General features: G+C 67.4%; 22 protein-coding genes and 1 pseudogene. 8 read left to right on the forward strand and 15 right to left on the reverse strand.

The window, feature by feature from the left end:
- Nucleotides 1-2: 2 nt before the first annotated feature.
- A complete protein-coding gene (locus ACFQRC_RS05665; protein ID WP_379958739.1) occupies nt 3-710 on the reverse strand; it encodes a TorF family putative porin in 708 nt (235 codons plus the stop codon).
- Nucleotides 711-895: 185 nt separating this feature from the next.
- Between ACFQRC_RS05665 and ACFQRC_RS05670 the strand changes: the two genes are divergently transcribed.
- Entirely contained in the window at nt 896-1,255 is a 360-nt protein-coding gene (locus tag ACFQRC_RS05670; protein ID WP_379958741.1) for a hypothetical protein, read from the forward strand.
- A 28-nt stretch (nt 1,256-1,283) separates the two neighbouring features.
- On the opposite strand, the gene ACFQRC_RS05675 is transcribed toward ACFQRC_RS05670, so the two are convergent.
- The 4 genes from ACFQRC_RS05675 to ACFQRC_RS05690 all read right to left on the reverse strand — a co-directional run bounded on the left by ACFQRC_RS05675 (nt 1,284) and on the right by ACFQRC_RS05690 (nt 6,274).
- Nucleotides 1,284-2,600, reverse strand: a complete 1,317-nt coding sequence (locus tag ACFQRC_RS05675; protein WP_379958743.1) for a mechanosensitive ion channel domain-containing protein — start codon at nt 2,598-2,600, stop codon at nt 1,284-1,286.
- Nucleotides 2,597-3,781 (reverse strand): cystathionine beta-lyase, encoded by a 1,185-nt coding sequence (gene metC, locus ACFQRC_RS05680; RefSeq protein ID WP_379958745.1) that lies wholly within the window; start codon nt 3,779-3,781, stop codon nt 2,597-2,599. The genes ACFQRC_RS05675 and metC overlap by 4 nt, the downstream gene beginning before the upstream one ends.
- Nucleotides 3,778-4,620: a 3-mercaptopyruvate sulfurtransferase gene (sseA, locus tag ACFQRC_RS05685; RefSeq protein WP_379958748.1), complete on the reverse strand. Its 843-nt coding sequence runs from the start codon at nt 4,618-4,620 to the stop codon at nt 3,778-3,780. The genes metC and sseA overlap by 4 nt, the downstream gene beginning before the upstream one ends.
- Nucleotides 4,621-4,756: 136 nt before the next feature.
- Entirely contained in the window at nt 4,757-6,274 is a 1,518-nt protein-coding gene (locus ACFQRC_RS05690) for a S10 family peptidase (protein WP_379958751.1), read from the reverse strand.
- A 201-nt stretch (nt 6,275-6,475) separates the two neighbouring features.
- Here ACFQRC_RS05690 and ACFQRC_RS05695 point away from each other — a divergent pair, with 201 nt between their 5' ends.
- The 4 genes from ACFQRC_RS05695 to ACFQRC_RS05710 are packed head-to-tail and all read left to right on the forward strand — an operon-like array spanning nt 6,476 to nt 8,849.
- Nucleotides 6,476-6,883 (forward strand): hypothetical protein, encoded by a 408-nt coding sequence (locus ACFQRC_RS05695; RefSeq protein ID WP_379958753.1) that lies wholly within the window; start codon nt 6,476-6,478, stop codon nt 6,881-6,883.
- A gap of 56 nt (nt 6,884-6,939) precedes the next feature.
- Complete coding sequence (gene queF / locus ACFQRC_RS05700; RefSeq protein ID WP_379958755.1) at nt 6,940-7,386, forward strand: preQ(1) synthase; 447 nt, start codon at nt 6,940-6,942, stop codon at nt 7,384-7,386.
- Nucleotides 7,383-8,432, forward strand: coding sequence for a 2-dehydropantoate 2-reductase (locus ACFQRC_RS05705; protein WP_379958757.1), 1,050 nt, complete (start codon nt 7,383-7,385; stop codon nt 8,430-8,432). Before queF ends, ACFQRC_RS05705 begins: the two co-directional genes overlap by 4 nt.
- Nucleotides 8,433-8,450: 18 nt before the next feature.
- Entirely contained in the window at nt 8,451-8,849 is a 399-nt protein-coding gene (locus tag ACFQRC_RS05710; protein ID WP_379958759.1) for an acyl-CoA thioesterase, read from the forward strand.
- 2 nt (nt 8,850-8,851) lie between these two features.
- On the opposite strand, the gene ACFQRC_RS05715 is transcribed toward ACFQRC_RS05710, so the two are convergent.
- From ACFQRC_RS05715 to hflK, 4 genes are all read right to left on the reverse strand, one after another.
- On the reverse strand, nt 8,852-10,408 hold the full coding sequence (locus ACFQRC_RS05715) for a helicase HerA-like domain-containing protein (RefSeq protein WP_379958761.1): 1,557 nt from the start codon (nt 10,406-10,408) through the stop codon (nt 8,852-8,854).
- A gap of 70 nt (nt 10,409-10,478) precedes the next feature.
- Nucleotides 10,479-12,032, reverse strand: a complete 1,554-nt coding sequence (locus tag ACFQRC_RS05720) for a Do family serine endopeptidase (RefSeq protein ID WP_379958763.1) — start codon at nt 12,030-12,032, stop codon at nt 10,479-10,481.
- A gap of 123 nt (nt 12,033-12,155) precedes the next feature.
- A complete protein-coding gene (hflC, locus tag ACFQRC_RS05725) occupies nt 12,156-13,019 on the reverse strand; it encodes a protease modulator HflC (RefSeq protein WP_379958765.1) in 864 nt (287 codons plus the stop codon).
- The gene (gene hflK, locus ACFQRC_RS05730; RefSeq protein WP_379958767.1) at nt 13,016-14,095 is read right to left on the reverse strand and encodes an FtsH protease activity modulator HflK; all 1,080 of its coding nucleotides are present in this window, start codon (nt 14,093-14,095) and stop codon (nt 13,016-13,018) included. The genes hflC and hflK overlap by 4 nt, the downstream gene beginning before the upstream one ends.
- Nucleotides 14,096-14,395: 300 nt before the next feature.
- Between hflK and ACFQRC_RS05735 the strand changes: the two genes are divergently transcribed.
- The 3 genes from ACFQRC_RS05735 (at nt 14,396) to ACFQRC_RS05745 (ending at nt 17,777) form a co-directional block, all read left to right on the forward strand.
- Nucleotides 14,396-15,160: an Mrp/NBP35 family ATP-binding protein gene (locus tag ACFQRC_RS05735; RefSeq protein ID WP_379960401.1), complete on the forward strand. Its 765-nt coding sequence runs from the start codon at nt 14,396-14,398 to the stop codon at nt 15,158-15,160.
- Between the two features lie 28 nt (nt 15,161-15,188).
- On the forward strand, nt 15,189-15,620 hold the full coding sequence (locus tag ACFQRC_RS05740; protein ID WP_379958769.1) for a CoA-binding protein: 432 nt from the start codon (nt 15,189-15,191) through the stop codon (nt 15,618-15,620).
- 561 nt (nt 15,621-16,181) lie between these two features.
- Entirely contained in the window at nt 16,182-17,777 is a 1,596-nt protein-coding gene (locus tag ACFQRC_RS05745) for a winged helix-turn-helix domain-containing protein (RefSeq protein ID WP_379958771.1), read from the forward strand.
- A 187-nt stretch (nt 17,778-17,964) separates the two neighbouring features.
- Here ACFQRC_RS05745 and ACFQRC_RS05750 read toward each other — a convergent pair.
- The 6 genes and pseudogenes from ACFQRC_RS05750 to ubiA all read right to left on the reverse strand — a co-directional run.
- Nucleotides 17,965-18,459 (reverse strand): annotated as a pseudogene (locus ACFQRC_RS05750) (TfuA-like protein); the annotation flags it as partial.
- On the reverse strand, nt 18,456-19,607 hold the full coding sequence (locus tag ACFQRC_RS05755) for a YcaO-like family protein (RefSeq protein ID WP_379958774.1): 1,152 nt from the start codon (nt 19,605-19,607) through the stop codon (nt 18,456-18,458). The pseudogene ACFQRC_RS05750 and the gene ACFQRC_RS05755, both read right to left, overlap by 4 nt.
- A 35-nt stretch (nt 19,608-19,642) precedes the next feature.
- Nucleotides 19,643-19,927, reverse strand: coding sequence for a hypothetical protein (locus ACFQRC_RS05760; protein ID WP_379958776.1), 285 nt, complete (start codon nt 19,925-19,927; stop codon nt 19,643-19,645).
- Nucleotides 19,928-20,019: 92 nt separating this feature from the next.
- Nucleotides 20,020-20,781 carry an inositol monophosphatase family protein gene (locus tag ACFQRC_RS05765; protein WP_379958778.1) on the reverse strand — a complete coding sequence of 254 codons (762 nt, stop codon included), beginning with the start codon at nt 20,779-20,781 and terminating at the stop codon, nt 20,020-20,022.
- Nucleotides 20,774-22,120, reverse strand: coding sequence for a TldD/PmbA family protein (locus ACFQRC_RS05770; RefSeq protein ID WP_379958780.1), 1,347 nt, complete (start codon nt 22,118-22,120; stop codon nt 20,774-20,776). The genes ACFQRC_RS05765 and ACFQRC_RS05770 overlap by 8 nt, the downstream gene beginning before the upstream one ends.
- 37 nt (nt 22,121-22,157) lie before the next feature.
- Nucleotides 22,158-23,081, reverse strand: a complete 924-nt coding sequence (gene ubiA / locus ACFQRC_RS05775) for a 4-hydroxybenzoate octaprenyltransferase (RefSeq protein WP_379958783.1) — start codon at nt 23,079-23,081, stop codon at nt 22,158-22,160.
- Between the last annotated feature and the right edge of the window lie 86 nt (nt 23,082-23,167).

A 23,167-nucleotide genomic window follows, 5' to 3' on the forward strand; every position in this document is an offset into this window, starting at 1 on the left:
TTTCAGAAACGCACCCCCAAGGACAGCACCACGCCCGCGTCCGCGTGCGGGACTTCCTCCGGCACGTCGGTGTCGACATAGCGTATGCCGGCCTGGAGCGGCCCCAGGGCCGCGCGGGCGCCCAGCGACCAGTTCCAGTAATCGCCGAACGCGCCCGCATCCTGATGCCCCGCGCCGGCGGTCAGGGTGAGCGGCGTCGTCGGAATCCCGGCCTCGATCTCGCCGAACGTGTAGAGCATGTCCTGATCGCCGAGCGCGGCCTGTTCGGGCGCATATTTGGCGCCCGCCGTCGCCTGCACCGGGCCCAGTTGGTGCGAGATCGACGCGTAGGGCTCGAAATAGTCGGTCTTCCCCTCGCCGTCGGGGAAATAATAATAAAGCAGGCCCGCATCCACGGACGTGCCGAGGCCGAGATTGAAGCCATAGCCGGCGTAGAGATCGAGTTCGGCGTCGCCGAAATCGCCGACCATGACGTCGCCGATCCCCTTCAAGGTCGTGCCGCGCCCGCCGACATAGAAGCCGCTGTCGGTCTGGACGGTCAGCGCGCCCTGGAGCGCCGGATCGCCCTCCGAGCGCGAGAGGCCACGGAAGCGATAATCCGACAGCAGGGTCGCCTCGCCAAAGAAGGTGATGCCGCCATCGGGAATCTGCGCCACAGCGGGCGCCGCTGCGAGCAAAGCGAGAACGGGGAGAATGGAAACGGCCTTCATGTCGACACCTCGATACGCACTCGTAATCCCGTCATTCCAGCGGAAGCTGGAATCCCTTTGTTCTACAAAACAGGGAGATTCCAGCTTTCGCTGGAATGACGGCTCAGGATGACACCTACCGCCCTCTCCTCCTCGCCGCCACGCATTAGCCCTTCCTTAGCGCCCGTGCGGTAGAAAGGCGCGCCATGACGCATCAATCCGAACCCCTGACCGCGCCTGCGACGAACGATGCCGGCCGCCAGGTCGCGCAGCTGCGCCATGTCCTGGGTCTGGTCGGAAAGATCGCCGGACGCCCCGACGCCGAAGCCGGCGACGCCGCCTTGGACGAATGCGCCCGAGTCACCGGCGCCTATGATACCGCTATGCCCATCGTCCAGCGTCAATTCGATGCACTGGCCGCCGAGACCGCTGCCTGGGCGGCCGCCGGAGTCGCCGCCTTGCTGGCCGCCGGCGGCGACCGCATTCAGCCCCGCGCCGCCGCCGCCCGCCTCGCCGACGAGCTGGACGTGGCGCTGGCGCGCCTGCGCGGCCTGTTGCGCGCCTGAGCCAACGCCCGGCATGGGCCGGCGAACGTCAGTCGTCCGACGTGTCTTCCGCAGAGGCTTTGGCAAAGCGCATCGCATCGGCCGGCCATTCCTTCACCCTGATGTCGCGCTGCGGGAAGGGGAGGCTGACCTCATGCTCCTTGAACAAAGTCCATAGCCGGTTGAGGATGTCGGATCGCACGCTCGCCACGCCCGCCTCGGGATCGCTGATCCAGACACGGATCTCGTGCTCGACCGCATTGTCGCCGAAGCCACGCATCCAGACGCTGGGCTTGGGCGTGGCGAGCACCCGCGCCGACGACGCGGCCGCCTCCGCCATCAGCCGCTGGGCCAGCGCCACGTCGCAATCATAGCCGACCCCCACGGGAATGCTGACCCGGACGTCGCGCGTCGAATAGGACCAGTTGACGACCTCTTCGGTCATCAGAATCTCGTTGGGGATCAGATGCTCCTTGCCCTCGCGGGTGACGATCGAGACGGCGCGGACGCCGATCTTGTTGACCGAGCCGAAGCTCTCGCCAACCGCGATCACGTCGCCCGGCTTGATCGAGCGGTCCATCAACAGGATGATGCCTGCGATGAGATTGCCGAACGTCTTTTGCAATCCGAAGCCGATGGCGAGGCCGAACGCGCCGGAAAAGACGGCCAACGCGGTGAGATCGATGCCGACCAAATCGATGCCGACGAAGAAGGCGGCGACGAGAAGCGCGATCGCGACCAGCTTCTGGACCAGCAATTGCTGCGTCGAATCGAGCCCGGAGGCGCGCTTCACCGAATGGCCGACGATCCGGTTGACGAGCTTTACCGTGGCGAACAGAGCGAGGAGGGTGGTGGCGATCTGCAGCAAGGTCAGCAGGGAGAAGCGCCGTCTCCCGACCGAGAAGCCGACGCGATCGAGGATATCGGTGATCGGCGTCAGGCCGCCCGCGGCTTCCGTGAGCACGATGAGGAAGACGATCAGCGCCAGCGATCCCGCGATCCAGCGCGCCACGCCGACCCCGCGGGCGACCTCGGCGAAGAGCATCGCCGCCGCGAAGGCGAGCGCCAGTCCGATGACGAACGAGGCGATGACCGGCCAGTGGTAAGCCTGGAGCGCGACCGCGAGGATCAGGGCGGCCGTGAAATCGCGCACCAGGCTGCACATCCGCGCCGCCATGCCTTCATTGCGGTTTCCGACGTGGCGCTCCCACAAGGCTGCGAGGCGCGGCCCAAGGCTGCGCCCGGCGATCCAGGCCAGCAGCCAGGCGGCGAAGGCCAGTCCGACGGCCACTCCCGACACCAGGAATTGAGGATCGGACGGAAGCGTCAGTCCGAGATCAGCGGCGATCCGGCGAACGATATTCATGCCGCCGTTCCGTAAAGGGCCAGCCCGCGCGCGAGGTCGGCGATCAGGTCGTCGGCATCCTCCAGCCCGATATGGAGCCGTACCATCGGCCCTTCCTGCTCGCGATGCGTGGCGGTGCGCAGCCGCTCCGGATCGACCGGCAGGGCCAAGCTCTCGAACCCGCCCCAGCTATAGCCGATGCCGAAATGGTCGAGGCCGTCGATCAGGCGCGAGCGGGCGGCATCGTCGCCACCCTTGAGGGTGAAGGAGAAGAGGCCGGACGAGCCCTTGAAATCACGCGCCCATAATTCGTGGCCGGGACAATCGGGAAAGGCAGGATGAAGAACCCGCGCGACCTGTGGCTGCCCGGCCAGCCAGCGCGCGACCGTGAAAGCGTTCTCCTGATGCTGGCGCAGCCTGACGCCCATCGTGCGCAGCCCCCGTGCGGCGAGCCAGGCGTCGTCCGGGCTGGCATGCTGGCCGAAGGCGCGGCTGGTCTGGTCCAGCGCCTTCCAATGCGCCTCGTTGGCGGTGACCGAGCCAAGCATCACGTCGGAATGGCCGACCACATATTTGGTGCAGGCGAGGATCGAGAGATCGACCCCCGCCGCCATGGCCGGAAAGAGGAGCGGCGTCGCCCAGGTATTGTCGAGCAGGGTGACGATCCCACGCTCCCGCGCCACCGCGCAGATGCCCGGAACGTCCTGCACCTCGAAGCTGAGCGAACCGGGGCTTTCGAGGAAGATGGCGCGCGTCTTGTCGCCGATCAGGCCCGCAATGTCGGCGCCGACCAGCGGGTCGTAATAGCGGGTCGCGATCCCCTGCCGCGCCAGCACGCCGTCGCAGAACAAGCGGGTGGGGCCATAGGCGCTGTCCACCATCAGCAATTCGTCGCCCGGCCGCAGCACCGCCATCAGCGCCATCGTGACCGCCGCGACGCCGGACGAATAGAGCCGCGTCCCCGCGGCGCCGGGCTCCAGTTCGGTCAGCGCTTCCGCCAGCGACCATTGGGTGGGCGTTCCGCTACGGCCGTAATGGAGGGTGCCGACCGGGCCGGTGCCCGCCGCGTGCAGCGCCTCGACGTCGTCGAACAGGATGGTCGAGGCGCGCCAGACCGGTGGATTGACGATGCCCGTCGTCCAATCCTTGCGGCGGCCGCCCTGGACGATCCTTGTGTCCGGCTTCACGCCCCCGTCGCTCATGCCGGGCCCGTCGCCTTGGGCGTGGCGGGATCGGCGCCCCATTCTGACCAGCTGCCGTCGTAGAGCTTCACGTCCTCCTTGCCGAGCAGATGCGCGCCGAACAAGGGCACCGCCGCCGTGACGCCGGAGCCGCAGGTGGTGACCATCGGCTTATTGAGATCGACGCCCGCCGCAAAGAAAGCGGCGCGCAGGTCATCGCCGCGCTTCCAGCTATTGTCGGCGTTGAACAGGTCGGTCTGGGGCAGGCTTCTGGAACCGGGGATATGGCCCGGCTCCACGCCCGGCCGAGGCTCCTTGTCCTCGCCGGCGAAACGCGACGCCGGCCGTGCATCGACCAGCTCATGCTCGGCCGAATGGACGATGCCGCTCACATATTCCTTGCCGGCGACCGCCTCGCGGTCGAGAAAGGCGGTGAAATGGGCGTGGCGGACATGGACTTTGCCGCTCTCCACCGGCCGCCCTTCCGCTTTCCATTTTTGCAGGCCCCCGTCGAGGATCGCGACATAATGGGCGCCGAACGCGCGCAGCATCCACCAGGCGCGGGCCGAGCTGTGCAGCGGCGAATTGTCGTAGACGACGAAGCGGTTGCCGTCGCCCAGGCCCAGCGACTGCATGCGGCTGGCGAATTTGTGCTCGGGCGGCAGCATGTGGGGCGCCGGATTGGCCGTATCGACGAGCTCATCGAGGTCCATGAACACCGCGCCCGGTATATGCTCCGCCTCATATTCCGCCCGCGCGTCTCGGCCGGCGCCGGACAGGAAGATAGTCGCGTCGATGACCTTTAGGTCGGGGGCGCCAAGCTCCCCCGCGAGCCATTCGGTGGACACAAGCGAGTTCATGCTTTCCTCCGCCGCCGACACAATGCGCGAAGGGCTAGCCCATATCGTCATTCCAGCGAAAGCTGGAATCTCCCTTTTCTTCGAGCGCCGGCCCTGGAAGGCAGGAGATTCCAGCTTTCGCTGAAATGACGGGCTCTCAACGACTCCGGATGAAGTCCCTGATGTCGCTGCTGAGCTTCGCCCGGTCCTCGTCGCGCACGTACATCATGTGGCCGGAATCATAATATTCATAGTGGATCCGTTCGGACGGCATCCCGGTCCGGCTGAGCGAATATTCGGCGGCGAAGAAGGGCGTGGCGAAATCGTAATAGCCCTGGCCGACGAAGACGCGCAGCGCGTTATTCTCGCGCAGCGCCTTGCCGATATAGGGGGCGACGTTGAGATAGGCGTCGCTGTCGCGCCCGTCGCCAAGCCGCCAGTCCCAGGGGCCGACCCGGCCGATCGTCACGTAGGAGCGGTCCGTATGGTAATCGAGATTGCCGCGCACATGGGCGTTGATCGCAGCGGTATATCCCGCGTCGATCCCGTAGAAGCTGGGATCGTTGTCGGGCCGCTCGCCGGCATTGTCATAGTCCCGGCCGGTATAGCGGCTGTCCAGCCGGCCGACGGTGAGGCCGCGGTCCCGCAGCAGCTCCTTGTAGAAGCGCGACGGCTCGACCCGGAGGTCCGCTTGCTCCAGATAGGCCTCGGACAGGCCGGTAAACCGCGCCAGTTCGCGCCGGACCTCGGCCCGCTCATAGGCGCCCAGCGCATTGCCCTTGAGCAACGCCGCCGCATAGGGACCGATCGCCCATTGCCGCGCTTCCTCGACGAACTGTTCGACCGAGGGCGCCTGCGCTTTTCCGTGGTAGAGCGCGGTCGCTGCCATCGAGGGGACGTTGAGCACGTGCGTCATCTCGTTGCCCGGCGTGTCGGCGCCGGCGCCGAAATCGAGCACCGTCGAGATGAGGATGATGCCGTTCAGCGCGACGTCGTTATAGGCGCCGGTCAGCTGGTTGACGACCGCGGCCGAGCGGGTCGTGCCGTAGCTCTCGCCGCCGAGATATTTGGGCGAGTTCCAGCGGCCATTGTCGTTGAGCCACAGGCGGATGAACTGGGCGACCGATTCCGCGTCCTTGGTGACGCCCCAGAATTCCTTGGGGTCGGTCTTGCCGAGCGCGTGGCTGAAGCCGGTGCCGACCGGATCGATGAACACGATGTCGGTGACGTCGAGCAGGCTGTCGGGATTGTCGAGGATCGGATAAGGCGGCGCGCCGTCGTCGGTGCCGTCCGAAGGGATTGCGACGCGCTTGGGCCCGAACGCGCCCATGTGCAGCCAGACCGAGCCGGAGCCGGGGCCGCCGTTGAACAGGAAGGTAATCGGACGGTTGGGGTCGCGCGGTTCCTTCACGTACGAAACGGAGAAGATGCTCGCCCTGGGCGTCCCGTCCTCGGCCTTAAGATAGGTCTCGCCCGTGGTCGCGGTGTAGGAAATGGCCTGGCCGCCGAAATTTCCCTTGTGGCGGGTCACGGAGACGCTCGGCGGCGGAATCGCGCCGGCGTCCTTCTCGGTGGCGGCGGCCTTGTCGCCCGAATCCTGCGCCGCGGCAGGCGCGGCGAGCGCGGCGAGCGCCATGGCGAGGGCAATCGATACGGGGCGGTTCATCTGACGCATCGGCGGTCCAGTCTCCTTGTTGGGCGCGCAAGCTATTGCACGCGTCCGACGGCAGCGGAAGACCGCGGAATACCGTAGTTTCCGCGAGGCGGACGCCTTTTTCGATCACGGTTAACCTCATCCTTACTAAAGCCGGGCCAGTGATGCTTAGTGGGAAGCAGAAGAACTGCTCATGCCTTTGGGGGAAGGACGTTCGGGTCGATGGCAAGTCATGCTGAGGCGGGGCAGGTTCCGGTCGCGCCCGATGTCGGATCGGACGAGCAGAAGCGGGTCGACGCGATCGTCGCGGAGGCCAAGCGCGGCATCTGGCGCCCGCAATTCCAGCCTGCCGCTCCGGCCGACTCTCCGCCGCCCTGCCCGAAACTGATCGAAAGGCGGCTTTCCGAAGAGCTCGAATATGTGCAGCGGTTGCTCGAGATGATGGGCGACCAATTGTCGAACGATCCGGCCATCCTCCAGCGCCACGCCCGCACCATGCAAGGCTTCGATCTGATGGGCCAGATTCTGGGGCACATTTCGAAGGTGGTCTTGGCCAACGACAAGGCGGCGGCCATCGACAATATCGGCATGCACGAACTGAAGGCACGGCTGAAGCGCCAGGCGCTCTGACGGCGACAATCGCCGACGGGCATGACACCAGGCCCGGCAGCTCCTAGATAGGCCGCATGACGCTCACCCATCTCGGCCAGTCCAGCACCCTTCCTGCTTCTCCGGAAGACGCCGTGCTCGATTACGTGCCCAATCCGCGGCCCGGACAGCCCTACCTCGTCCGCTTCACCGCGCCCGAATTCACCTCGCTCTGTCCGGTGACCGGACAGCCCGATTTCGCGCATCTCGTCATCGATTATGCGCCCAGGGAGACGATCGTCGAATCCAAGTCGCTGAAGCTGTTCCTCAGCGCCTTTCGCAACCACGCCGCCTTTCACGAGGATTGCACCGTGGGCATCGCCGAGCGCCTGGTCGCGGAGATGAAGCCGCTCTGGCTGCGCATCGGCGGCTATTGGTATCCGCGCGGCGGCATCCCGATCGACGTCTTCTGGCAATCCGGAGAGCCTCCCGGCGGCCTGTGGCTGCCGGCCCAGGACGTATCAGGCTACCGCGGTCGCGGATGACGTTGAAGAACGAACCGCGCATCGTGGTGCTCGGCGCCGGCTCTGTCGGCTGCTTCATCGGCGGGGCGTGGCTGGCGGCCGGGTGCGAGGTCGGCTTCGTGGGCCGCGATAGCGTTCGCCGGGAGATCGCGGATCACGGCATCGGTCTTAGCGACCAGGACGGCTGGCGCATCCATCTGGCGCCGGACCTCATTGATTTCGCGACGAAGCCGGCGGCGCTCCGGAAGGCCGATATCGTCGCGCTGACGGTGAAGAGCCCCGGCACGGCGGCGGCGGCGAAGGAGATTGCGCGCCACGCGAAGCCGGGGGCGACCGTGATCAGCTTCCAGAACGGCATCGGCAATGCCGACCTGCTGAAGCGGCTGCTGCCGAAATTCGAGATTGTCCAGGCCATGGTCCCGTACAATGTGGTCCGGCTCGGCCCCGGCCGCTGGCACCGCGCGAGCTGGGGCGACCTCACCGCCGCCGATACCGAGGCGACCCGCGCCCTCGCCGCCCGCATCGGCAACCGTCCGGGCAGGCTGGTGCTGGCCAGGGACATGGTCGCCGTTTCCTGGGGCAAATTGCTGCTCAACCTCAACAATGCGATCAACGCCTTGTCCGGCCAGACCATCCTCGAAGAACTGGGCCAGCGCGATTACCGCCGGGTGCTCGCCGCGGCGATGGTGGAGACGCTGGAGCTGCTCGATGCGGCGGGCATCGCGCCGGTTGCGACCGGACCCATCCCGCCCAAGCTCATGCCCCACGCCATCGGCGCGCCCGACTTCGTCTTCCGCAACCTGATGCTCCGCGTCCAGAAGATCGATCCCAAGGCGCGGTCTTCCATGGCCGACGATTTCGCCGCCAACCGAGCGACGGAGATCGACTATCTGAACGGGGAAGTGGTGAAGCTCGCATCCTCGCTGGGGCGGGAGGCGCCGGTCAACGGTGCGATCGTCGATCTCGTCAGGCAAGCCGAAATGGGCATCGCGCGGACATGGAACGCCGCGGAGCTGCGAGCCCATGTGCTCGAAGGTCATAGGGGGGTCGAAATCTTCGGCTACTGACATTATGTTCAGTAGAGCATGACCTCATCCGCGCACAGCTATCCGATCGGCATCGAGCCTACCGACATCGACTTCATGGGTCACGTCAACAACGCCATCTACCTGAAATGGGTGCAGGCGGCGGTGGTGAGCCATTGGGAGAAGCTGGCGCCGCCCCAGGCCGTCGCCAGGCATCTCTGGGTCGCCCTTCGCCATGAGATCACCTATCGCAAGCCCGCCTTTCGCGACGACGAGCTGTTCGCTTCGGTGGTTCTCGAAAAGGTCCATGGGGCTCGCGCCTTCTACCGGACGCTGATCAAGCGCGGCGAGGACGTGCTGGCGGAAGTGAAATCGAGCTGGTGCTGCCTAGATTCCCGGACGCAGCGGCCGTCGCGCATCGCCCAGGAGATCACGGCGCGCTTCTTTCCCGGGGAATAAGCTCAGCGCCCCTTGAACAGGCCGCCCAGCAGGCCGCGCAGGATCGATCCCGCGACCTTGTTGGCGACCTGTCGTTGGAGGGTCTTGCCAACCTGGCGGGTCATCTGCTCGGCGAGCGACGGATTGGCGCGGCGTTCGCGTTCCAGCCTCGCGCGCTCTTTGACTTCGGCCGCGTGTGCACGGGCTTCGACCTTGGCCCGCTCGGCCGCCGCTTTCTCTTCTTCCGCCTCCGCCTGGACGGCCGCCGCCGCGGCCGCGGCCTCCTCGCCCCGCGCCTTCAATATCTCCTCTGCGCTCTCGCGATCGACGACTATGTCATACTTGCCCTCGACCGGCGAAATCGACTGAATGATCGCCCGTTCCTTGGGGCTGAGCGGCCCGAGCCGCGAGCGCGGCGGTTTGACCAGGGTCCGTTCGACCGGCGACGGCGCCCCGTCCTCAAGCAGCACCGACACCAGCGCTTCACCGACCTTGAGCTCGGTGATCGCCGTCTCCACATCGAGTTTCGGATTGATCCGGAACGTCTCCGCCGCGGCCTTGATCGCGCGCTGGTCGCGCGGCGTGTAGGCGCGGAGCGCATGCTGAACACGGTTGCCGAGCTGGCCGGCGACCTCCTCGGGAATGTCGATAGGGTTCTGGGTGACGAAATAGACGCCGACGCCCTTGGAACGGATCAGGCGGACGACCTGCTCGATCTTGTCCTGAAGCGCCGGGGGCGCATCTTCGAACAGGAGGTGCGCCTCGTCGAAGAAGAAGACGAGCTTCGGCTTGTCGAGATCGCCTACCTCGGGCAGCTCCTCGAACAGCTCCGACAGCAGCCACAACAGGAAGGTCGCGTAGAGCTTCGGGCTGGTCATCAGCCGGTCGGCGGCGAGGATGTTGATATAGCCCCTGCCCTGCTCGTCGATCTTCAGAAGGTCGGCGATGTCGAGCGCGGGCTCGCCGAAGAAGCGGTCGCCGCCCTGGCTTTCGAGCTGAAGCAACTGGCGCTGTATCGCGCCGACGCTGGCCTTGGTGACGTTGCCATATTCCGCCGACAGCTCCCCCGCATTCCGGGCGCAATGGGCAAGCAGTTCCTGGAGATCCTCGAGGTTGAGCAGCAATAGACCCTGTTCGTCCGCCACCCGGAAGGCGATGCTGAGCACCCCTTCCTGGGTCTCGTTGAGGTTCATCAGCCGCGCCAGCAGCAGCGGCCCCATTTCCGAGATGGTGGTACGGACCGGATGGCCCTGCTCGCCATAGAGGTCCCAGAAAACGGCCGGATTGTCCGAATAAGCGTAATCGGTCATGCCGATTTCGGCGGCGCGTGCGGTCAGCGCCCCATGCGCCTTGTGGGTCGGCGATCCCGCCATGGCTATGCCGGCAAGGTCGCCTTTCACGTCGGCGACGAGCACCGGCACGCCCGCGGCCGAGAAGCTTTCGGCCAGTCCCTGCAAGGTCACGGTTTTGCCGGTGCCCGTCGCTCCGGCGATCAGCCCGTGGCGGTTGGCGCGGGAGAGGATAAGCCGCTGCGGCTGGCCGCCCCCAAGGCCGATGAAGATGCCGCTCGCGTCGTCCATGTCTCGCTCCCCGTCATGCCGGCACACCGCGCTTCTTCCTCCAATCGGAGAGGCGCGGCAAGCCGGTTGGTCAGGTGCTCACGAGATCGACGCCGACATAGAGCGGCGGGGCGTTGCCGCGGCGGATGAGCAGCAGCACCGAATTCCGGCCGCCGCTGCGCGCCGCTTCGACGGCCGCCGCCGCCGCTTCGGGCGTCGGCGTCGCGCGCTGGTTGATCGACAGGATGATGTCGCCGGTCCGCAATCCTTCGGCGGCCGCGTCGCTCGACGGATCGATCGAAGCGATGACGACGCCGCGCAAATTGGTGTCGCTGAGACGCAGGGTTCGGGCGACTTCGGGCGTCAACGTCTGGACGGTGACGCCGAGACTCTCGCGGGCGGAGCGCTGGCTGGTGGTCTGCTGCTCCTCGGGCTGCTCTTCTATCTCCGCCTCGCCGCCGCCGCCGAGTCGGGCCAGTTCTTCCTCGGTCGGCCGTTCGGCGACCATCAGGGTCACGGTCCGGCGCTGGCCGTCGCGGATCAGTTCCACGGGCACGCGGGAGCCGACCGGCTGCGAGGAGACGAGGTAGGACAGGGTCTCGTCAGGGGTGACCGGGCGGCCGTTGACGGTGATCACCACGTCGCCCTGCTCGATGCCGGCGCGCGCGGCCGGGCTGCCGGGCTGGACGCCGCGGATCAGCTCGCCGCGGTTGCGCGGGAGGCCGAGAGAATCGGCGATGCCTTCGTCGAGCGGCTGCAGGCTGACGCCGATATAGCCGCGCTCCGGCCGCTCGCCGCGCCTCAACGCCTCCACCACCGGCAGCGCCTGTTCGGCGGGTATGGCGAAGCCGATGCCGACATTGCCGCCGGTCGGCGATATCAAGGCGGTGTTGATGCCGATGACGTTGCCATTGACGTCGAACATCGGCCCGCCCGAATTACCCTGGTTGATCGACGCGTCGGTCTGGATGTAGCGGTCATAGGCGCCGCCGCCGGTAATGCCGCGATGCAGCGCCGAGACGATGCCCGCGGTGACGGTTCCGCCCAAGCCGAACGGGTTGCCGATCGCGACCACCCAGTCGCCAACCCTGGTCCGGGTCGAATCCCCGAAACGGACGAACGGCAGGTTGGTGGCCTTGATCTTGAGCACCGCGAGATCGGAGGCGACGTCGCGTCCGACCAGTTCGGCCTCATATTCCTTCCGGTCGGTCAAGGTGACGGTGATGGAATCCACGGTGGCGCCGTCGCGGGCCGGCGAGATCACATGGTTGTTGGTGACGATATAGCCGTCGGGCGAGATGATGAAGCCGGAACCCAGCGATCCGCCGCGCTGGGTAATCGTGTTGTCGCCACCCTCCGTCTGGGGAGCGCGGCCGCCGAAGCGCCGGAAGAATTCCTCGAAGCCCGGCGGGAGGCCCGGGTTGCGGCTGACTTCGATCGACTGCTTGGTCGAGATGTTGACCACGGCCGGCTGGAGCCGGGCGGCGAGATCGGCGAAGCTCATCGGCGCGCCGGGGCGCGGCGTCGTGGCGGCGATCGCGCCCGGTTCGTTCTGCGCGGTCTGCGCGCCCACGGGGCCCACGGTCAGCGTTGCGACGGTTCCACCGAGAAGAAGCGCGGTGGTGATGCCATAGACGTAACGCACGTTGTCGGTCTCCTTACACTCTCTGGCCCGGCCGGGCGGACCCGGACGGGTCGTTCAGTCGGCCTTCAGCTATGGGGGCACGGCTGAACGGGAATTGAATATGCCATCACTGCCGCGCGGCACTCACTCGCCCCCCGTAAACTCCTCCAGATATTCGTTGCTGGGGGAGAGGATGATGGAGGAACGACCCATGGGCTGACCCGATCCATTGTCGACGAACGTCGTCTCGTAGGACTGCATGGCGCGATAGAAATCGTAGAAGTCCGGATCCTTGCCGAATGCGCCCGCATAAGTGGACGCCGCCTCGGCATCGGCTTCGGCGCGAATGATCTGCGCCTGCTTCAATCCCTGCGCCCGGATCGAGCGCGCTTCTTGCTGCCGGGCCGTCTGCATTCGCTGGTAAGCGGATTCGAGCGGCGTTCCGCTCGGCAGGTCGGCGCGCTTGATTCGGACATCGACGATCTCGGCGCCATATTGGCGGGCGACCCGGTTCAGGGCCTTCTGGATATTGTCCATCATCTGGCCGCGCTCCGGGCTCAGCAAAGCGGCGAAGGGCCGCTTGCCGAGCTCGTTCCGGAGCGCCGAGCCGAGGATCGGTCGGAGCTCGTCGCTGACCCTCTGCTCGGTGCCGGCGGCGATGTACATGCGCAGCGGATCGACGATCCTGTAGCGGGCGAAAGCATCCACCTGAAGCCGGAGCTGATCGGTCGACAGAACCTGCTGGCGGTCCATATCGACCGAGAGGATGCGCTTATCGATCCAGACGATCTGCTCCATGAACGGGATGCGGGCGGTGAGGCCGGCGCCGGTCTTGCCGAAACTCTCCTCCGGCTTGAAGCGATTGACGATGCGCTGGGGCTCGCCGAAGCGGACGATCACCGCCTGCTTGGTCTCCGGCACGATCGACAGGGTCGATCCCAGCAGGACGAGCAGGACGATCGCGATGAAGGCGAGCGCGATGGGGTTGCGGCCGAGACGCTGGATCATCGGGCCGCTCCTTCCTGGGCGCGCTTCTGAATTTCCGGCAAGGGCAGATAGGGGGTGACGCCGGGCGCCTCGATGATCGTCTTGTCCACGCGCGAGAGCACCTTCTCCATCGTCTCGTAATACATGCGCCGCCGCGTCACTTCGGGCGCGAGGCGATATTCCTCATAGACCTTGTCGAAGGCCGCGGCCTCGCCCTGCGCCTTGGCGGTGAGCTGGAGCGCATAGGCGCGCGCATCGTTCATATAGGTCTGCGCCTGCTGCTGCGCCGCCGACACTTCCTTGAAAGCATCGTTGACGGCCGCCGGCGGGTCGGACTGCTTGATGGCGACGCCCTGGACATCGACGCCGGCGCCATAATCGTCGAGCAATTGCTGCATCACCTGCGCGACGCGCTGCTCGATCTCGCTCCGGCCCGATCCGATCGCGTCGTCGAGCGACACGCCGGCAACGACCGCGCGCATCGCGCTTTCCGCGACTTCGCGAATCGTCTCCTCGGGGTTGGCGATCTGGAACAGGTAGAGCTGCGGCTCCTTGATGTTCCAGCGCACCGAATAAGCGAGATCGATGATGTTCTGGTCGCCGGTGAGGATCAGATTCTCGCTGCTCGCATCGGTCGATCCGATGTCGATGGTGCGGATTTCCTCGACATCGACCTTCTGGACGCTGTCGATCGGCGCCGGCAGGGTCAGGCCGATGCCCGGCCCCATCGTCGCGGTGTAATTGCCGAAACGAGTGACGACGCCGCGCTCCTGCGGCCCGATGCGGTGGATGCTGGTGAAAAGCAGCCACAGGATGAGGAAAATGCCGAGCCCGTAAAGCCAGTAAGGCTTGCCGTCGCCGGTCGGGAAGCGACCGCCGCCGAACCGCTCGCGGCTCTTCTTGATGAAATCGTCAAGCGAGGTGACGTTGCCCGTCGTGCCGGCGGGACGACGCTTGCGGGGGGGCTGGCCCCAGGGATTGCGCGGGCCATCGCCGCCGCCGCCGGAGCCGCCGCTCCCGCCGCTGCTGCCCCAGGGGCTCTTATTTTCATTGAAAACGGCGCTTAAACGCGCGCCCCACCCGAAAAATCTGCTCATGGAACCTTTATAGGAAGCGCTTCGGCGGAAAAACAGTGCCATCGGCCGATGATATGCCTATCGGCTCCGTTCATGAGTGAAAGCACCGACAGCCTGCTGGCCGCGCTGGCGCGCGTGTCCGATCCTGCGGGCGGCAACCTGGCGAGCGGCGGCCGCGTCTCGGCGCCGAGGGTCAAGGACGGCGTCGCCTCTATCGTCCTCGACGTCACCGGCCTCGCCGCCGACGCCCGCGCCACGCTCGAACGCCGGATCCGCGCCGAGATGGTGGGCGTTCCCGGCATCTCCGACATCCGCATCGCGATGACCGCCGACAAGGTGGCGCGGACGATCATCGCCATCGGCAGCGGCAAGGGCGGGGTCGGCAAGTCCACCCTTTCGGCGAACCTCGCCATCGCCCTTGCCCGTTTCGGAAAAAAGGTCGGATTGGTCGACGCCGACATTTATGGTCCCTCGCAGCCCCGCATCATGGGCAATCACGATCGTCCGGAGCTCGCCGACAAGCAGATCGTGCCGGTCGATGCCTGGGGCGTGAAGATGCTGTCGATCGGCCAGCTGGTCGATGCCGGCACCGCTCTGGCTTGGCGCGGACCGATGGTGGCGAGCGCGCTCGGCCAGCTGATGGACGGCGATTGGGGCGATTGCGACACGATGATCGTCGATCTTCCGCCCGGCACGGGAGACATCCAAATGTCGCTCATCCAGAAATGGAAGCCCGCCGGCGCGCTGATCGTCTCGACTCCGCAGGACCTCGCCCTCATCGACGCCACCCGCGCAATCGACCTGTTCCGCAAGATGCACGTGCCCGTGCTCGGCCTCGTCGAGAATATGGCCGGCTATGCCTGCCCTCATTGCGGCGAGATTTCCGACCCGTTCGGCACCGGCGGCGCGGAGGCCGCGGCGCGGGTGATGGAGATACCCTTCCTCGGCCGCGTTCCGCTCACCCTCTCGATCCGGCGCGCGTCGGACGCGGGGACGCCGCCGGCCGCGGGAGATGACGAGGAGGCTGAGATATTCGCCGGAATCGCGGCCCGGCTGATGGATGAAGTGAACCGAAAGCGGATGTGACGCATTTTCGTCACGAGGAGGAACGAACATGCCCCTGACCAGCGACCAGGACATCGCCGAATTACTGGCCAATACCCGCACCATCGCCCTGGTCGGCGCGTCCGACCGGCCGGACCGGCCCAGCTACGGCGTGATGCGCTTCCTTCAGTCGCACGGCTACCGCGTCTTCCCGGTCAACCCGCAGATCACCGGCGAGCATGTCCATGGCGAATATGTCTGGCGGGAATTGTCGCAGATCGGCGAGCCGATCGACATGGTCGATATCTTCCGTCGACCCCAGGCCGCCGGCGAGGCAGTCGACGAAGCCATCGCCGCCGGAGCCAAATCGGTCTGGCTCCAGATCGGCGTCATCAACGAGGAAGCGGCGGCCCGCGCGGAAGCGGCCGGACTCAAGGTCGTGATGGACAAATGTCCGAAGATAGAGATCCCGAGGCTCAACGTGGCGCCCGTCGGCTCATAAAGTCTCGGTCGCAGCGCTCCACGAGGCGACGGCAGGAACGGACCCAATTCCCTTCGAAGTTCGTTGTCTCGGTCTGCTTTATCCCGAAGAGACCGGCGCAGGGCACCGCTCGGCGCGGCTCATCCAGGGTCGAGGGCGACCCGGGCCGGAGCCCGGATCGCCCGTCAACGATCGATTGGAGGCAATCGAGGTTCGTGTCGTGGGGCCGCGCGCGGCTCATGCGACCTGGACCTGGGCGCCGGTGTCGATGCTCATGATCGCCAGGGTGCCGCTGAAGGCGCTCAGAGTCATGAACGAGGCGGCGAGGATGAAGAGGCTCTTGCGGATCATTTCGTGTCTCCCGAAGCGACCCGGCTTCATTGCCGGGGGCAGGATTCGATCTAGCCCGGCCGGCGGCGGACATCCTGCGAGGGGGGTGGAAACATCCTGTGTCAGAATCTTTCCACGATCCCGCGCCGCGTTCGGCCAGACCGGCGCTCGTCCGGCATCGAATCGGCGGCCGGTTTATGCTAGGCAAGTCCGTGGCTTGTCCGCTTTCGGCGGTTGGCCGGGAGACGTGGAGTGTCGATCGATCCGACAGGCGACCTGATCTTCGGTGACTTCCGGATCGATCGAGCGGACGAGCGGCTGGTCGGACCCCAGGGACCGGTGAAGCTCGGCAACAAGGCCTTCCAGGTGCTGATGCTGCTCGCCGGCCAGAGCGGACGGCTGGTGACCAAGGATGCCTTGTTCTCGTCGGTCTGGGACGGGACGATCGTGACCGAATCGGCGCTGACCTCGGTCATCAAGGAATTGCGGCGCGCGCTGGGCGACGAATCCCGCACCCCGCGCTACATCGAAAGCGCCTATGGCCGGGGTTATCGCTTCATCGCCCCGGTCGAATCGGGGGATCACGGCCCGTTCGCTTCCGCGTCCTGTGCGCCGGCGTCGGCCGAGGGCCAGCCGCCGCTGGTGCTGGTTTCGGCGTTTCGCGACGATGCGGTTCAGGCGCGCCATCCGCACTCCGCCGCTTGGCTGCGCGAGGAAGTGGTGTCGGCGCTGGCGCGCCTCCGCGAGATCCAGTTGGTCTCCGACAACCGCCCCGAGCAGGAAGCGGGAACGGGCCGCCCGGACCCTTCGGATCGGGACTATCAGCTGACCGCCACCTTGCTGCCCGACGGCGAGGGCGTGAAGGTCGCCGCCCGCGCCAAGCGCCTGGCCGACGGGCGCGTCGTCTGGGCCGAAACCATGTCGCTCGCCGATACCGGCACGGCCGGCGGCGTCGAGAAGATCGTGCGGCGCATCGTCGCCGCGGCGCTGCCCGCGCTCGACGGCGACCTCCTGCTCGGCCTGCCCGCCGGGACCGGCGATCTTTACGACCGCTATCTCCTCGCCAAGCATCGCTCGTTCACGGCGGCGACCTTTGCCGAAGCGAAGGCGGTCGCCGAGGCGCTGGAGGCGATCATCACCGAACGCCCAGCCTTCGCGCTCGCTTATCCGCCGCTGGTGCGGCTCTACAATATCGACTTCGGCTATACCGCATTCGGCGCGACCGGGCCGGCCGAGCGCGCCCGAGCGCTTGCCCTCGCGAAAGCCGGGCTCGCCGCCGATCGGGCCAACGTCCATGCTTATACGGTGCTCGGATTCTGCTACGTCTGGCAGAAGGAGCGCGACCTCGCCCGCAAGAGTTTCGAATGGGCGCTGGCGCTCAACCCCTATAATCATGTCCGCCTGCAGGAAGTCGCGGCAGGCCTGGTCTATACCGGCGACGCCGCGACGGCGCGGGCGCTGATGGAGCGCGCGAGTGAGCTCAACCCCATTCCCGACGATAACTTCTTCGAGGATTCGGGCCGGTTGCGCCTGTTCGACGGCGATTATGAGGGCGCGCTCGCGATGCTCGAATCTATCATGAGCGGGACGATCTGGGCGGAATTCTACCGGGCGATCTGCGAGATCCGGCTCGGCTCGGAGCAAGGCCCATCCCGGATCGCGGCGTGGCGGGCACGGGCCGGGGCCGGCTGGCATGGTGCGGCCCGCCCGTCGCCGGACGACATCAAGAGCTGGATCGCCCGCCATCATCCGCTGCCCGGCGCGGCGGGCGAGCGGTTTTTCGCGGACGTCGAAGAGGCGCTTGGGCGTCCCGTTCCTGCCCGACCAGCTCTGCGAGTTCCTGGATGAAGCAGGTATAAGGAGGGGGAACCGCGCGATGGGGAGCGTGGCTTCGCCGCGCCACCGCCAGGCAGGCGAGCGCGTCGATCCGCTTCAACGGGACATGAAGTTCCCGCAGCCGCCGGAACGTGGCCGCATCGACCAGCCCCTCGCCGAGGCAGCGCGCCTCCATCAGCGGCCAGTCCCGGCTGTCGAAATGAATGTCGTGGACACGCGCGCGGATACGCCGGGCGACATCCACGCCTAACAGCCCGGCCCGGCACGCGGCGACCAAAGTCGCGCGAACCTCGACCATCGGCACGGTCAGCGGAGCCCAGCCGAGCCGCTCGGTCGCGTGGATCAGGGCAACCTCGTCATCACCGGTCAGGCGCCCATCCCGGTAGGCGCGATAGATGGCGCCGACCCCGATCATGCCCAGCCCGTCCAGCTCGGCCGCCCTCAGCGCCCCCATGCTCGCCGCGCCGAGAACGCGCGTTCCCCGCGCCATCAGCATCAGCAGCTCCTTGTGCCAGGGCGCGGGACGGGAATCGAAGAAACCGTCGATCAGGCAGAGCATCGGCGGCGGCCGGTCGAGCCATGCCAGGAGGTCGCCGGCCGACGCCGGCGGGCGCCAGGAGAAGGCCGAATCCTCCGGCCGGAAGGCGGGCGGCAGCGAGGGTCCCACGAAGACGGGGATGGGCTGCGCATTCATGCGACCGGCGCTCGCCGCCGGCGGTGGACCGAGCCAAGCCCGCAAACGAACGCCTTGACCACGGCGATGCCCCCGCCATCCAATAGCGGCACGATCGCAATCCGCGGGTACCCCGCGCGCGCCAATGCATCTGTGATCGCGTCGGCGCCTTCGGGCCCGGGTGCGACGGCGCCGAAATCGACGCCGTTCATGCCGGGGGCCGGCGGAACGCCGAACATGATGTCCATCCCTCCCCGCGCCCGTCGCGCATAGGTCGCCGGCGGCAGATCCTCGCGCGCGCCCGCGATGAACGTCGCCCGCGCCTGGATCGCCTCGGCGAGCGCCTTGAACAAAGCGACCTCCGGGACCGGATGGCATCCCCTGCCCTGGATCGCGCGATAGGGCGCCCCGGTCTTGCCCATATCGTTCAGCTCGCAGGCGAAGACCGGCAGATCGACGACCGAGGGAACAAAATAGATTCTCACCGACACCCCGGCACGGTGCAGCCGCTCGCGCCACTCGCCGAGCCAGTCGAACGGCACCGTATCGAGACGGATCGCGTCGGCCATGCAGGCGAGCAGGCCCCGCGTCTGCCACTCGGTCACCGCGTCCCGCTCGATCACCTCCATGAGCGCCACTGTGATCGCTTCCGCCCGCGACGCGCCGGCGGCGAGGCCGTTGCTGCCCCGGTCGAACGCGCTCGGCACGTCCACCGTCAGGTCGAGCGAGACGATCTCGAACGGCAGGTGGATAGGGCCGCCCGAGATCGGATCGTGCGCGATGGCCCAGCGATAGGAGGCGTCGGCCGCCGGCGGTCGCTCCCGATCCAAGGCGAAGTCCGCCAGGCTTTCTCCGCGGCTCGCCCCCGGCAGGGCGTCGAACCGACAGTTCGGCCCTTCGGCGCCGAACGTCTCGGCGCTGTCGCTCTCGACCGCCTCGAGCAACGCGCCTAGCTGGGCGTCCGCGTCGGTCGCGCCCTTGCCCTGATGGACGCTGAGCGCCCGGCTCATCGGCCGCACAGCCTGCCAGACGGGCAGGCCGAGGCAGTCGAGCCGGGTGATATCGGCGAGCCTGGTCACGCCGGCCCGCGCGGCGGCGGCGCGAGCGGCGGGTAACAGCGCCCCGGCGGCGGCCGATCGCAGCGGATCGGAAGGGCCGAGGGCCGCCATGCGATCAGGCCGCCGCTGTTATGGCGGCGTCCTTGTCAGATTGCGGGCTTCGGGCCGGTATGCATCGGCCCCAAAGCGGCCCATTGATAGTCAATACGGCCCGCGCGCAGCGATCCGCCATCCTGCGACTTCACGAACATCTGCCGCATCTCCTCGATGCCGCGCTTCTGCTCGTCGGTGAGATCCTGCGCCCCCGGATCATATTCCAGGACCGCGATCGCCACATAGAGGCGCTCGCCGTCCTCGATCACGAAATTCGGCGCGGCGAGGGCCGGCTGGCCGTCCTTGGCGACGTGGACGACCTTGCTCTCGGATTCCATGTGCATCTCCGGCGCTGGGGAGGGAACGCAACACGACCGCCTCGCATACCATATCGCCCTGCTTCTGGAAACGGCGTCCCGCGCCGCGAGAATCAGACGGCGGCTTCCGCCCGTTCCCGCAGCCGCTCCACCGCCGCCGCGTGGATGCCCGGGGTTGCGACCAGCACGCCGAACGCTTCGCCCGAATGGGTGTTGAAGGCGAAGGGCTGGCCGAGCACGCCGGTCACCGTGGCGCCGGCTTCGGCGGCGATCAGGGCGGCGGCGGCGATATCCCATTCGAAGCCCCAGCGCAGGGTCGCCACCAGATCGGCCTCGCCGGCCGCGACCATGGCGATGCGCAGGGCGATGGAATTGGGCTTGGCGACGGCAACGAGGTCCCCGTCCACTTGAGGGAGCTGGTCGGCCGGAACTCGCGCGCCGGCGAAATCCGTGCGCCCGCTCACCCGCAGCCGCTTGTCGCCAAGCCACGCGCCCTTGCCGGCCTCGGCCTTCCAATGCTCGCCCCGCGCAGGCGCATCGAGCACGCCGATGATCGGCACCCGGTCCTCGACCAGCGCCACCGACACGCACCAACCCGGCCGCTGGCGGAGGTAATCGCGCGTCCCGTCGATCGGATCCACGATCCAGGCGCGGCGTTTCTCGTAGCGGTCCGAGGCGTCGAGCGTCTCTTCCGACAGCCAGCCCGCATCCGGGTCGAGCGCGGTCAGATGCTCGCGGAGGAAGGCATCCACTTCGAGGTCGATGTCGCAGACCGGATGGCCCGGCACCTTCTCCCACCGTTCGAAGGCGTCGCCGCACCGTCCCAAAGCGATGCGCCCGGCCTCTGCGGCGATCCTGGAAACCTCCTCAAGCACCGGCGATCGTCATTCCTTCCATGCGCAAGGTCGGAACATTGACCGCGCGGCGATGTTCCAGATCGTCCGCCGGGGTGAGACTCGCGAACATGGCGATCAGATTGCCGGCGATGGTGATCTCGGCCACCGGCGCGCCGATCTCGCCATCCTCGATGATGAAGCCGGAAGCACCCCGGCTATAATCGCCGGTCACCGGGTTGACGCCCTGGCCGATCAGTTCGGTCACATAGACGCCCCGCTTGATGTCGCCGATCAGCGCCGCCTTGCTCACCCGTCCCGGCGCCATGTCGACATTGGTCGCGCTCGCGCCCGGAGAGCCGCCGATGCCGCGCGTCGAATGGCCGGTCGGCGCCCGACCCAATTGCCGCGCCGAGGCGCTGTCGAGCAGCCAGCCGGTGAGCCGCCCGCCGTCGATGAGCTTGCTCGGCGCGGTCGCCATCCCTTCGCCGTCGAAGGGTTTGGAGCGAAGCCCGCGCCTCTTGTGGGGATCGTCGATGATGGTGACGCCATCGGCGAATATCTTTTCGCCCTCTCGGTCGAGCAGGAAGCTCGTCTTGCGGGTGATGGCGGAGCCGGTGATCGCACTCAGCAGATGGCCGACCAGGCTCGCGCCGACGCGCCGATCGAACACGACCGGCATCGGCCCGCTTGGCAGTCGCGCCGGATTGAGCCGCGCCACCGCGCGCTCGCCCGCCTCGCGCCCGATCTCCTCCGCATCGTCGAGATCCTCGAGCCAGCGCGCGCTGTGGCTGGCATGGTCGCGCTGCATCGAGCCGCCGCTGCCGGCGATGACGCTGGCGGAGCCTCCATAGCCGCTGGTCGTGTAGCCGCGGCAGAAACCGTGACTGGTGGCGAGCGCGACCACCGAGCGACCGGCGCTGACTCCGGCGCCCTCGCTGTTGGTGACGCCTGCGACGCTTCGCGCCGCATCCTCGGTCGCCAGCGCGCGGGCCTTCAGGTCGGCCGGCGAAGGGTCGCGGCCGTCGTCACCCTCGACATCGACTCCTCCGTGCCGCAGCAACCTGTCCTCCGGCGCGAGGCCGGCAAATGCGTCCTCCGGCGCCTCGCGCGCCATCGCCGCCGCGCGCTCGACCAAAGCCGCCAGCGCCTCCATCGACAGGTCCGACGAAGAGACGCTCGCCGACCGGCGCCCCAGGAAGAAGCGCAGCCCGATCTCCTCGCCCTCGGATCGCTCCACGTCCTCCAGCTCGCCGAGCCGGACCTGGATGCCGGTGGAGGCTTCGCCGGCATAGAGCACGTCGGCGGCGTCGGCGCCGGCCTTGCGGGCGGCCTCGATCAGGGCGGCGGCGCGCGCCTCGGCTTGTTCGATGCTGAGCATGGCGAGCGCTTAAGGCGGCGCGGCGCCAAAAGCAAAGTCAGGTGGTTCCGACCACCAGGCAGGCGAGGAACATCAGCAGCCCGGCGAAGCGGTTCGACCTGAACTTGGCGAGCGCGTCGGCGCCGTCGTCGAGTCGCAAAGTCGCCACCTGCCACAGGAGGTGCAGCGCCATCGGCAGCAACGCCGCCAGCGCGATCATGTCCGGCCGCAAGCGCCAGATAGCCGCGCCCCACAGAAGCAAGGCGGCCAGATAGCAAACGAGGACGCCGCCGCGCGCGTGCCGCCCCAGCGCGAGGGCGGACGACTTGACGCCCACCAGCGCGTCGTCCTCCTTGTCCTGGATGGCGTAGATCGTGTCGTAGCCGACCACCCAGAACACCGCACCGGCCCACAGCAACAAGGCCGCCGCGTCCATCTTCCCGGTCACCGCCGGCCAGCCGACCAAAGCCCCCCAGGAGAAGACCAGCCCCAGCCACGCCTGCGGCCACCAGGTGATCCGCTTCATGAACGGATAGGCCGCGACCAAAGCGAGGCTGCCCAGCGCCACGATGGCGGCGGTGAACTTGAACTGGAGCAACACCACGAGCCCGACCAGGCTCAGCCCGACGAGCAAGGCCCAGGCGCCTCTCACCGACACCCTTTTGCTCGCCAGCGGCCGAAGCTTAGTCCGCTCCACCCGAGCGTCGAGGTCGCGGTCGACGATATCGTTATAGACGCACCCCGCGCTCCGCATCGCGAACGCGCCGAGCGCCAGCCAACCGATCAGCGCCCATCCCCCGCGCCCCACCCCCGCCAGCGCCACGCTCCACGCGCACGGCCAGAACAGCAGCCAAACCCCGATCGGCCGATCGAGCCGCATGAGGGAGGCATAAGGCCGAACGGCGCGCGGCAAGGCGCCGATCAGGCCCCGGCGCTCCGAGTCGGGGACTATGTCCGTATCTTGGTCAACATTGGTCGTCATAACCGACAGATGCCGTTCGTCCCGAGCGAAGTCGAGGGGCGCTGGCAGGGAGTCATCACGGGCGCCCTCGACTTCGCTCGGGGCGA

The organism is Enterovirga sp. GCM10030262, from assembly GCF_042666435.1.
GTDB lineage: Bacteria > Pseudomonadota > Alphaproteobacteria > Sphingomonadales > Sphingomonadaceae > Allosphingosinicella.

Bases quoted from the DNA above. Each gene is read 5' to 3' on its own strand.
- ACFQRC_RS05665 (WP_379958739.1), bottom strand. From the start codon at position 710: ATGAAGGCCGTTTCCATTCTCCCCGTTCTCGCTTTGCTCGCAGCGGCG.
- ACFQRC_RS05670 (WP_379958741.1), top strand. From the start codon at position 896: ATGACGCATCAATCCGAACCCCTGACCGCGCCTGCGACGAACGATGCC.
- ACFQRC_RS05675 (WP_379958743.1), bottom strand. From the start codon at position 2,600: ATGAATATCGTTCGCCGGATCGCCGCTGATCTCGGACTGACGCTTCCG.
- metC (WP_379958745.1), bottom strand. From the start codon at position 3,781: ATGAGCGACGGGGGCGTGAAGCCGGACACAAGGATCGTCCAGGGCGGC.
- sseA (WP_379958748.1), bottom strand. From the start codon at position 4,620: ATGAACTCGCTTGTGTCCACCGAATGGCTCGCGGGGGAGCTTGGCGCC.
- ACFQRC_RS05690 (WP_379958751.1), bottom strand. From the start codon at position 6,274: ATGCGTCAGATGAACCGCCCCGTATCGATTGCCCTCGCCATGGCGCTC.
- ACFQRC_RS05695 (WP_379958753.1), top strand. From the start codon at position 6,476: ATGGCAAGTCATGCTGAGGCGGGGCAGGTTCCGGTCGCGCCCGATGTC.
- queF (WP_379958755.1), top strand. From the start codon at position 6,940: ATGACGCTCACCCATCTCGGCCAGTCCAGCACCCTTCCTGCTTCTCCG.
- ACFQRC_RS05705 (WP_379958757.1), top strand. From the start codon at position 7,383: ATGACGTTGAAGAACGAACCGCGCATCGTGGTGCTCGGCGCCGGCTCT.
- ACFQRC_RS05710 (WP_379958759.1), top strand. From the start codon at position 8,451: ATGACCTCATCCGCGCACAGCTATCCGATCGGCATCGAGCCTACCGAC.
- ACFQRC_RS05715 (WP_379958761.1), bottom strand. From the start codon at position 10,408: ATGGACGACGCGAGCGGCATCTTCATCGGCCTTGGGGGCGGCCAGCCG.
- hflC (WP_379958765.1), bottom strand. From the start codon at position 13,019: ATGATCCAGCGTCTCGGCCGCAACCCCATCGCGCTCGCCTTCATCGCG.
- hflK (WP_379958767.1), bottom strand. From the start codon at position 14,095: ATGAGCAGATTTTTCGGGTGGGGCGCGCGTTTAAGCGCCGTTTTCAAT.
- ACFQRC_RS05735 (WP_379960401.1), top strand. From the start codon at position 14,396: ATGACCGCCGACAAGGTGGCGCGGACGATCATCGCCATCGGCAGCGGC.
- ACFQRC_RS05740 (WP_379958769.1), top strand. From the start codon at position 15,189: ATGCCCCTGACCAGCGACCAGGACATCGCCGAATTACTGGCCAATACC.
- ACFQRC_RS05755 (WP_379958774.1), bottom strand. From the start codon at position 19,607: ATGGCGGCCCTCGGCCCTTCCGATCCGCTGCGATCGGCCGCCGCCGGG.
- ACFQRC_RS05760 (WP_379958776.1), bottom strand. From the start codon at position 19,927: ATGGAATCCGAGAGCAAGGTCGTCCACGTCGCCAAGGACGGCCAGCCG.
- ACFQRC_RS05770 (WP_379958780.1), bottom strand. From the start codon at position 22,120: ATGCTCAGCATCGAACAAGCCGAGGCGCGCGCCGCCGCCCTGATCGAG.
- ubiA (WP_379958783.1), bottom strand. From the start codon at position 23,081: ATGACGACCAATGTTGACCAAGATACGGACATAGTCCCCGACTCGGAG.